The sequence below is a fragment of the Streptomyces sp. A3M-1-3 genome, from assembly GCF_024213665.1.
GTDB lineage: Bacteria > Actinomycetota > Actinomycetes > Streptomycetales > Streptomycetaceae > Streptomyces.
Genome location: NZ_JANAVP010000048.1, coordinates 17,539 through 27,294 on the forward strand (window position 1 = coordinate 17,539; position 9,756 = coordinate 27,294).

A 9,756-nucleotide genomic window follows, 5' to 3' on the forward strand; every position below is an offset into this window, starting at 1 on the left:
GCCGAAGGAGCAGAGTCCACCGAGTAGTCGTTATTTGCCACTCGAATCAACACGTCGTCGGATTTCAGACCAGAGAAGATAGGAATGCTTCCGGGGAGTGACGCGAGGAGGAATCCGAGCACGGCTTCCGGTTGCTTGACCTCGACATAGATCGCACAGTCTCGATACGATCCGGGGTCGTCAGTCGATGTCGATGAATGGCCCATTATCGAACTGCCCTCCAATCTTGATTATAGAGACATCGACGTGATCCACAGTATTCCCCAAGACTCTAGAAATTTCATCTCGCATGCCACCGAGTTTCGGGCGAGCATCTCCAGCGGTTATCTTACCGGTCTTGATTGCGTGCTCCATAGTGCGGGCGTTAGAGCTCCCAGGTCTTGGATTTGACCAGCGTTTCCCAATCAATTCATGAAATATCTCAGGAGACACCCGTACGGCGATATCGATATCCGATCCGCCGGTGACATTCCCGGTAACTCGACTGCCTTGAACGGCTACATTAGCATCAATTTTTAGACCCCCACGCACGGCAGCAGCCACACCCGAGAACTGTTCCCGCGTGAGCCCTTCGGGGAGTCGAACCGCTTGATTCCAGCGAGTGCCAGACCTCAGTCCGAAGAACCCGACTGAGCCGCCGGTCATTCCAGACAGCATGCCGAATTTATACATTTCATTGCGGGCCGAGCACACCCACGCAGGATCTCCCTTGAGGCAAGGGAGGTCAGCTATTTCGGCGCCATTTGATTCATGGGAGACCCGTTCGCATCCACTTGCCATTGCAAAGATACAGACACCATTTGGCGCTTCGTATCGGTATTTCTGCGGCTCATCGAAAAATGTGACAACAAAGACCGTGCCCGAGCTGCTGGTGGGGGCAGTGCCTCCCCCACCACCGCTGACGTTCGCATCTGTAGAGACCCAGTCATCGGAGCAGCTGCTGCCGCTGCAGGTCACCACTCCTCCTCCGCTCCCGCTCCCTCCTCCGCCGCCGCAAAAGCGCCCGCCAAGGGAGTAGCCGCATACCGGCGCGAGACCAGTCGGGTCGGATGCCGTGCTGGGGTGTTGATTTGCGTAGCTGTATCCGTTGAGTGCCTGGTGCTGGTCGAGAAGGAGGAGGGGATCGACGCTGATGAACTGACCGACGGCCGGGTCGTATTCGCGGGCGCCGATGTGGGTCAGGCCGGTGGTTGTGTCGGCGGGTTTGCCGAGGAACGCCTTGTCGTCAGGCCACGTGGTGGGCTGGGTGCCGCGGGGGGCGCCGAAGGGGGTGGTGTAGCGCTTGGTGATGGCCAGGGTGGCGTTGTCGATGGCGAGGCTGGAGGTGCCGTGGTGGTCGCCGGCGAGGAAGTTGAGCTTGGTGCCGGTGACGCCTGCGGTGGCGGTGCGGACTGCGATGGACTGGCCTGCGGCGGTGTAGTAGCGGCTTCCGGACAGCGTCTTGGTAGTGCCCTTGGTGGTGAGCCGGACTTCGGTTGCGCCGAGGTAGAGGACGGTGTCGCCGTCGGTGGTGGTGGGGCGGCGGATGAGGAGTTCACCGGCCGCGTCGTAGAGGTAGCTGGTGCCGAGGGCAGGCTTGGTGCCTGCCGCGGGTTCGGTGGTGGTGGCGAGTTCGCCTTCGGTGTTCCAGGTCAGGGTCTGCTGGGCCTGGGTTCCGGGGCGGCTGGTGGTGTTGCCAGAACTGTCATAGCCGTAGGTCTTGGTCGTGGTTCCGGCGACGGTCTTGGCCAGCGGATGGGGCTGGTTGGTGGGGGTGCCGTAGGTGTAGTCGGTGGTGGTGTTGCCCGCGGCTTTGTGCACGGTTTCGGTCTTGCGCTGGCCGGCGGTGTTGTAGGTGTAGCTGGTCCAGTACGGTGCGGCGCCGTCGAGGTTGGCGGTGGTGCGGCCGGTGGCGGCGCAGTCGGCGGTCTTGGGGGTCCAGGCTTCGAGGAGGCGGCGCTCGCCGTCGTAGGTGAAGCACTGGTTGTCGGTCTTGCCGGTGCCGCCCAGGGTGGAGGCGTCGAAGATGGAGGTGACGTTGCCGGCGTCATCCTGGGTGAACTTGAGTTCCTGTGCCGCGTAGTTGTGGACGTCATCTGTGACCCTGGAGCTGGTCAGACGCCGGGTGCCCTCCTCGTAGTCGTTGGTGAGGTAGACGTTCTTGCCCGCGGTGGGGTTGGTGGCGAGCGTGAGCTGGCGCAGATCGCCCTGGGGTGAGTAGACGGCGCCCTGCAGGTAGGGGGTAGTGCCCTTGGCGGTGAGCTGCTGGCCGGTGGCGTTGTAGGTGTTGGAGACCGTTTCGGTGGCGAGGCCCGCGACGGCGGGTTCGCGGTGCTGGCTGACGGCACCGTCGAGGCGGTAGCCGGTGGTGAAGGACAACGTGGCGGGTACACCTGCGGTGACCAGCGGATCGGTGCTGGGCAGGATCAGCTGATTGGCGGTGACCTGGTACATCGCGTCATAGGCGGTGACCTTGTCGGTGTACGCCTTGCCGGTGACACCGCCGTCATAGCGGATGGCGGTGTCCTGCTGGCCCTTCTTGAGGGTGTCGAACTCCCAGGCGGCGAGCTTGTTGGCGTCGGTCTTCGACGTCTGCCACATGCCGGTCTTGCGGCCGAGTACGTCGTACTCAGTCAGCAGAGTCTTGTTCCGAGCGTCGGTGGTGCTGATCATCTGGTCGAGCTCGTTGTACTTCGTGCTGGAAGGGCCCTTGTCCGGGTCAATCGCCGATGTCTGGCGGCCGAACAGGTCATAGGCGTAGGTCCACTTGGCCTGGTCGGGGCCGGTGATGGTGTCCTGCTGGCCGGCCGGCGTGTAGGTGAAGTCGGTGGTGGTGTAGTTGGTGCTGACCTGCGGGCTGCCGTATTCCAGGCGTTTGGTGGTCTGGCCCAGCGCATTGGTGACGATCGCGGTGGCCTGGCCTCCAGTGGGCGCGGTGGTGGTGGTCGTGTCGCCGGTGTAGCTGGTGTTGACGGTCCAGCGGGGGGTGCTGCCGGTCTTGGTGGCCTGCTTGATGGGGCGTCCGGCGCCGTCGTAGGTGGTGTCGGTCTGGATCGGCGGCTGGCCGCCGTCGACCTGCACCATCGTGTCGGACGGAGCCGATGTGTGGTCCCAGATGTCGGCCTGCGAGGTCACCGCGAGGCCGCGAGAGTCATACAGCGTCTGAGAAACGAGCCGGCCGCCGACCGGGGAAGGCGTCTGGACCTGGCGGGGGCGGAGCTGGGCGTCGAAGAACTCGTAGGTGGTGTTGTAGCCGGAGGCGTCGCCCTTGATGGTGCCGGTGGCCACCCAGGACGGGTCGGTGGAACTGACCTTGTAGACGTAGGTGTAGTTGGCCGCCTTGCCGCCGAGCCGTGCGCTGTTGGGCAACCAGGTGCTGGTGACGCGGCCGAGGCTGTCATAGGTCGACTCGGTGATGCTGTTGTTCGGGTCAGTGACCTTGAGGGAAGCCCCGAAGGCGGGATCGATTTCGGTGACGGTCGTGTAGAGCTTGGCGTCGGCCACGCTGACCGAGGTCAGCGGTCCCGTGCCGCTGGGGGTGTACGTAGTGGTGGCGGTGGTGGTGCCGAGGGGGTCGCTGACCGTCTTGATACGCCCCAGCGTGTCGTACGTGCTGGTGGCGGTCTTCTCCCAGATGGGGGCGTTGGCCGTGGTGTATCCCTTGGCCCGGCCCGTCCACTGCGGCTGGCCCTTGGTGGGGGTCTGGGTGGAGGACCAGGCGGTGGTGTCGTAGGCAACGGCCGTGTCGGAGATGACCGCACCGGCGCGGGAGGCGTCGGCCGGCAGGTCGAGATCCGCGTCGGTGATGGTGCACGGGTCCACGACCGGGGCGGTCTTGTTGTTCGAGGTGACGCGCGTGCGGGAGACGAGGGAGTTGATGCCCACGGTGTCGTTGCGGGCGTACCAGGTACGACTGCAGGTCTCGTCGCCGACCTTGGCGTTGTCGCCCTTGTCCGACACCGTCTCGGCCATGCCGTAGGAATCGTAAGCGGTCGCGACGGTGCGAACCCGGTCGGTGGGTGTGCCGGAGGTGATGCGGGTGCGGGCGTGGGTGGCTGCGGTGCGGATGAAGTACGCCTCGGTGTCGGCGTAGGACTTGTGCTGGGTGGCGGTCTTCAGCGACCAGGGATCGTTGACGGTGCCGGACACTTCATCAGCGCCGTTGTAGGTCGCCTGCTCGCGGGTGAAGCCCGCGTACTGGTCGGTGTCCGTGATCGCCGCTGCCTTGATGCCGGTGACGGAGACGGACTTGCGCTTGTCGGGGTCGAGTTTGCCATCCGCGCCAAGGACGCGGTCGCCGTTCATGCCCTGCAGGTAGACGGTGACGGTCTTGGACTGCGTCGCTGTCGGCTTGCCGGTCAGGTGGGTGACCTGGCGGTAGCCGCGCCAGTCCGACCAGGTGCGCTCCTTCTCCTTGGTGAAGGGGTCCTCGTTGTAGTGCCAGGCCGCACCGGAATAGGTGTAGGTGTGGGCGACTGCTTCGGCGCCGCCGGTGGGGTCGGTCGTCGACACTGCGGCGACGGGGTACTTCTGGAACCAGTCCAGCTGCGGGTCCGGTCCGCCGTTGGGCGACCAGTACACCGGGTAGCAGCGCTTGGTATTGGCATCGGCCGCGGGCTTGGCCTGCGCGGCCAGGCATTCGGGGTCGGTGTAGGTGACGATGGTCTGCGCCCCGGCCTCCGACGTGATCGTCTTCAGTCGCGGCTTGGCGAGCGGCAGGATGTCGTCCGTGGGGCCGTCGACCCGGTTGTCCATCCAGTCGTGGGTGAACTTCACCGGGTCCAGGGCGAGGTCGGTGCCGCGCTTGCCGGTGTGCTTGAGCTCCTTCAGCCACAGCGACTGGTCGGAGGAGTCGCCGGTTTCGCCCGGGTCGAGGTAGGTCTGGGTCAGCTCCCACGCATCCACCGCGCTGTAGCCGGGGGTGGTTGCGGCGGCGTCCCAGAAGTAGGTGGTAACGGCGGTCAGACGCTTGCGGGTGAAGAACGTGGGGCCGACATTGCCAGTGCACTTGTCGCCGCTGGCGCACACAGCGTCGTAGGGGACGTCGGGCCAATTGTCGCGGGTGCCCTCGGTCAGCGCGTCGCAGCCCGTACCGGAGGCGATGCAGCGTTCGGCGTGGCTGAAGACGACCTTGTTGGAGGCGGCCGGGGTGGCGGTGAACAGGGCGCCGACGCGCTGGCCGTAGCGGATTTCCTTCAGGTAGCCGCCGCGGGTGTACGCGGTGCCGGTGGTGTCGTCGCCGAGGGTGTCGTAGTGGTTCAGTTCGGCCGCGTACCAGTAGGAGGAGGCGTTGTCGTGGGTGTCCTCGACGTAGTCGAGGTTCCACCGCCAGGCCTGCTTCTTGTCCCGGCCGGAGAACGAGGTGCCATCGGCGTAGCCGGGCTCGCCCGCGTCGTCGCCGAACACGGGCACGGTCCAGGTCGAGTTGGTGCGCTGGTCGGCCGGAGCCCCGTTGAGTTTGTTCAGACCGAAGGTGTACTGGGTTCCGTCGCCCGTGGTGATCCGCCAGTGCTCGCCGTTGTCGTCACCGTTGTCCGCGCCGGTGAGCTGCTCGACGGTGGAGGCGTCGTCGTTCTTCAGCCGCCACTTGCCGGAGGTGTCGTCCTTGACAAGCTCGGACGCCTTGCCGTTGAGCACCAGGGAGGCGTTGTCGTACTTCCAGCACAGGTCGAACTTGTCGGTCTGGCCGTCATCGTCACAGGAGCCGTACTTGCGCTCGATGTAGGAGGAGGTGAGGTCGAAGCCCTCGCCGATCGCGGAGCCCTGGTTGTTGGTGTTGGCGGTGCGGCCGTCCACTGACCCGGAGTCGTACGAGATGGACAGGTCCGGCTTGGGGCCGGCCGCGGACGGCGGAACCCGCAATGGATAGGACCAGGTGAAGGAGCCGGAGGAACCGCCGGCCTCCCAGGCGGAGGATGCGGCCAGGGGGGGTGGCCTTGTAGTCGCCGCCGCCGGACTTGGTGGCCGCGGTCACCGCCATGACCTGAGTCGCGCCGCGGGGTGCGGCGGCGAAGGACAGCGGCGCGGTGAGCTGTTCGTCCGCGCGGTCATTGGTGAACTGCAGGGGCGTGCGGGTGCGGCACTGCTTCTTTTCCGGCGTGGTCAGCGCGCATGCGGGCAGTTTGACGAGCTGCAGGCGTCCGGCCCAGTCGCCGCCGTAGGCGGCGGCGAAGGCAGAGTAGTCCAGGCCCAGCCGCGCCGCGCCGCCCTCCTTAGGGGCAGTCGCGGTCAGGAGGACGCCTTCGATGCCGGTGCGGCGGGTCTGCTTCTGGTCCAGAACCGCGAGTTTCAGCGCGGCCGCGGCCTTGGGCTGCTTGCCCTTCTTGACCGGTGTGGGCTGGGCGAGCGTCAGGGGCAGGGAGCCAGGTTTGGCCGAGGCGCTACCGCCATTGGGTATCTGCACAGTGGCGGCGCCGGCCATGGGCCAGGTGACGGTGCGAGCTTGATCGGCTCGGGCCCGGCGGGCGTCGGCCTCGACGGCCCGCTGACCCTTGGCGACCTCGGCCGCGGCCTTCTTGTTCACCTTCGCAGTGAACGGGGAGACCTTGTTCGCCTGGGGTGCCTTCAGCTTGGGCTTGCCGAGCGGATCCGCTTCGGCGGCGACGGCGATCGGGGTCAGCAGACCCGGCAGCATCGCCAGGCCGAGCAGGGCGGCCAACTGCTTACCCCAACGGCCGCCTGTCTTGCCTCTGCGCTGCCTGATCGCTTGTGTCCTTGGTCGAACATGGCTCATCTGTCTCGTCCCACCCGCTTGCGGCCTGTGTGTGGCCATAGGTATGCGCACCGCCCCAGCTCAGCCGGGGCAGTCATGCCCGATGTTGTGGTTGCTTCGAAGCCCGATAGAGACCGGTGGGGTGCGGTGGCTCGGCGACCGCGCCCCACCGGTGCGTCAGCTGCCCGTGCCGCTCGGGGCGGTGATCTTCTCGTAGACCTGGTCGGCGCTCATCGCACCGGTCCACACCCTGATCTCCTCCAGGGCGCCTGGCAGGTAGCTGCCGGTCACTCCTGCGGTGGTGCCCCGACCCGCCGACAGGTCCCCACTGCCTTGCTGGGCAGCGGCGAAGCCCGCGTTCGCTCCGGCGTGCTGCTCCGCATCACCGACGTAGAGGTGGTTGACGCCGTAGCTCCCAGAGACCTCATCGGGCTGGTGCGCGTCGAAGACACCCGTGACCTGCACCGAGGTGTCCATCTCCGCCACGGCCTCCTGGGCCTCCACGTGGGACTTGGTCAAGTTGCCCGCGGAGTGGACTGCCGTCCGGCCGAAGCACCAGTAGATGCCGTTGCCGCGCTTCTCCGCCCACAGCGCCCACGACGCCTCGCCAGCTGTTCCAGCCCGCTGCGCGGCGATGACCGCTTGGTAGCCGACCGGCTTGTCCGCCCACTTGAGGCTGTCCAGCCGTGCCCGCGCAGTGACGGTGAAGGAGCCGGTTTCATCCACAACAGGGCCGGTCATCCTGGCGTACCCGGTGGTGCCGTCCAGCATCAGGGTGCTGCTGGCGCCATCCAGCGTCGCACCGGACGCCGACAAGGTCATGCCCGCCACCGGATAGGGGGACATCTCCTTGATCGTGCTGCCGGTGGAGACGGTGGCATCCCACGCGGCGACCAACTCAGGATGGGGGAGGTCGCCCTCGAGGGCCTGGGTCTCCAGCCGGATCAGACTCTCGCTTCTCGCTTCGCCCCACAGAGCGACCTCGTCCAGCCGGCCCTTGAAGTAATCCCCGCCCGCTCCGGCCTTGACCGAGCGGCCGAACTGCAGCCCCCCGCCCGCCTGCCACGGCTCATATGAGGAAGCCTCCGCGGCGAGCGCCACCGGCGCGCCCTGCGGGCGGCCGTTGACGAACAACTGAATGGTGTCGTCTGACGTGCTGGTGTCGCTCCCGGTGTCGAACACGCCGGTCAGGTGCGTCCACACCTTCAGCGGCGGCGAAGCGGTATCCGCCTTCGACGGGATGACCACCGAGGCAGCGACGTCCCTGTCCGCCCGGCTGAAGACCCACTTCTTGTCCGACGCCGAATAACCCAGGGTAAACGCGGAAGCATTTGAACCAGGGGCGGAAAGCGCCACCCGGTTCGCCGTGGCATCGGTCAGATACACCCACGCGGAGGCGGTGAAAGACTTACCGGTGTCCACCGCCGCCGGTGCGGCAGCGTACCCCTGCTGCTTGACCGGATCAGTGGTGTCATTGAGCCATAGCGAGTAATCGTTGGCCCCGCGGCGCGCCAACTCATTCCACTCAGAGCCGGCGTTGAACAGCGTCGCATTGTGCCGCGTGCCTTCAGTTGCGCTGTCCTTGGCGACGGTGACCTTCGTCTGGCCCGACTGGGTGGGCGGGGAGTCGTTGAAGTTCCAGCGGCCCTCTGCCCCGCCAGGCGGTGCAACTTTAAACTTGAACTCCGCCCGGTCACCCCACCGCTCCCGCACGTCCCTGGCCTGAACCCACAGCGTTTGCTCCCCCTCCATGTCCGGCGTCACCGTCTGCGGTGGCGGCGTTGACCCGTCCACCTCCTTCACGTCGGCCGCCGAACCGCTGATCAGGCCATACTTGTAGCCGATGATGTCGCTGTCAGCAGCGTTCGGCTTGAACGTGAACTTGCCGGACAGACCGGGACCACCACAGGCCGTGACCGCGCAGTCCTTGTACGGATCGCCGGGCACGATCTGGGGGGCCTTCGGCCGCGTAGTGTCGATCATGAAGTAGCACCAGGGCGAGGACGCGGAGCCCTTGTAGGCGGAGTACAGGTCGTACGGGTTGCCGTTGAAGGTCACATGCGACTGGGTGCGTGCCTGGTAGCGGTACACCAGCCCGTCCGCGCGATGCGGGATGCGCAGCGCCTGCAGCGTGCCGTCCGGATCCCAGCCGACGGTGGGCGACTCACCGCTCCACGTGCCGACCCATGTGCTGCTGCCCGGCGGCTCCTGGCGCTGTACCACGAACTCCGCCTGCAGCGCGCCCTTGTGCTCAGCGCTCGTCGGCTGCACCTGGGTCTCCACCTTCGCGCGCACGAGCGGATCGGTCCGCGTGACGAACAGCGGATCCGACACCGTCGTCGCCGGGCAGAAGGCGGTGTTGCCGTCGCCCGGCACGATGCCCACCGCGGACGGCAGGCCAGGTCGGACCATGTAGGTGACGGACAGCTCAGCGTTGTCGTCGAACCGCTTCCACGCCGCCGCATCACCCTCGTCGTGCGCCTTCAGCATGAGCGTGAGCCGTGAGAATTTGCCGTCCGCGAAAGACCGCACCGTGTCGCGCAGGTTCTCGTCCGACTCGGACGGACTGTCGTTGAACTCGATCCACGAGTCAGGCTGCGACGGCGAGCACAGGTCGCCGCGGCCGGCCGAAACGCTGCGATCACCCATCAGATCCAGATGCTTCGGGCCGGGCCACTTGGTGCCCTCGGAGATGTTGTCGGTGCGTACCAGGTCCAGCATGTGCGGCTGGCAGTCGAACGACCACGTCTCCTTGGCCCGGAAGGTGGCATCGAGCACGTACTTGCCGGCCAGCTTCGTCGGGGCGAACTCGAAGTACATGCGGTTGGTATAGTTGCTGCCGCAGTAGTACGGCCCCGACACGCTGCAGTTACCGACGCCGTGGTCACCGTCGAACTGCCAGAAGGAATCGCCGTCGGACGACAGGACAGTGCGCTCCGAGACCGTCAGTCCCACGGAAGGGTCGATAAACACCGGATACACCGTCTCAGAGGGCGTTTACGTAGCTTCGTTTCGATATGCGGCTTTCGTCGGTGCCCCGCTTCGTCCAGGTTCATTCGATACAT

Annotated in this window: 3 protein-coding genes; all 3 read right to left on the reverse strand. The window is 66.1% G+C overall.

Going from position 1 to position 9,756, the window contains the following annotated elements:
- Window positions 1–180: 180 nt before the first annotated feature.
- Window positions 181–5,775 carry an RHS repeat-associated core domain-containing protein gene (locus NLX86_RS32830; RefSeq protein WP_308409670.1) on the reverse strand — a complete coding sequence of 1,865 codons (5,595 nt, stop codon included), beginning with the start codon at window positions 5,773–5,775 and terminating at the stop codon, window positions 181–183.
- Window positions 5,675–6,637, reverse strand: coding sequence for a hypothetical protein (locus tag NLX86_RS34905; RefSeq protein WP_308409671.1), 963 nt, complete (start codon window positions 6,635–6,637; stop codon window positions 5,675–5,677). Before NLX86_RS34905 ends, NLX86_RS32830 begins: the two co-directional genes overlap by 101 nt.
- Before the next feature lie 231 nt (window positions 6,638–6,868).
- Window positions 6,869–9,646: a LamG domain-containing protein gene (locus NLX86_RS32835; RefSeq protein ID WP_254375481.1), complete on the reverse strand. Its 2,778-nt coding sequence runs from the start codon at window positions 9,644–9,646 to the stop codon at window positions 6,869–6,871.
- Window positions 9,647–9,756 lie beyond the last annotated feature (110 nt).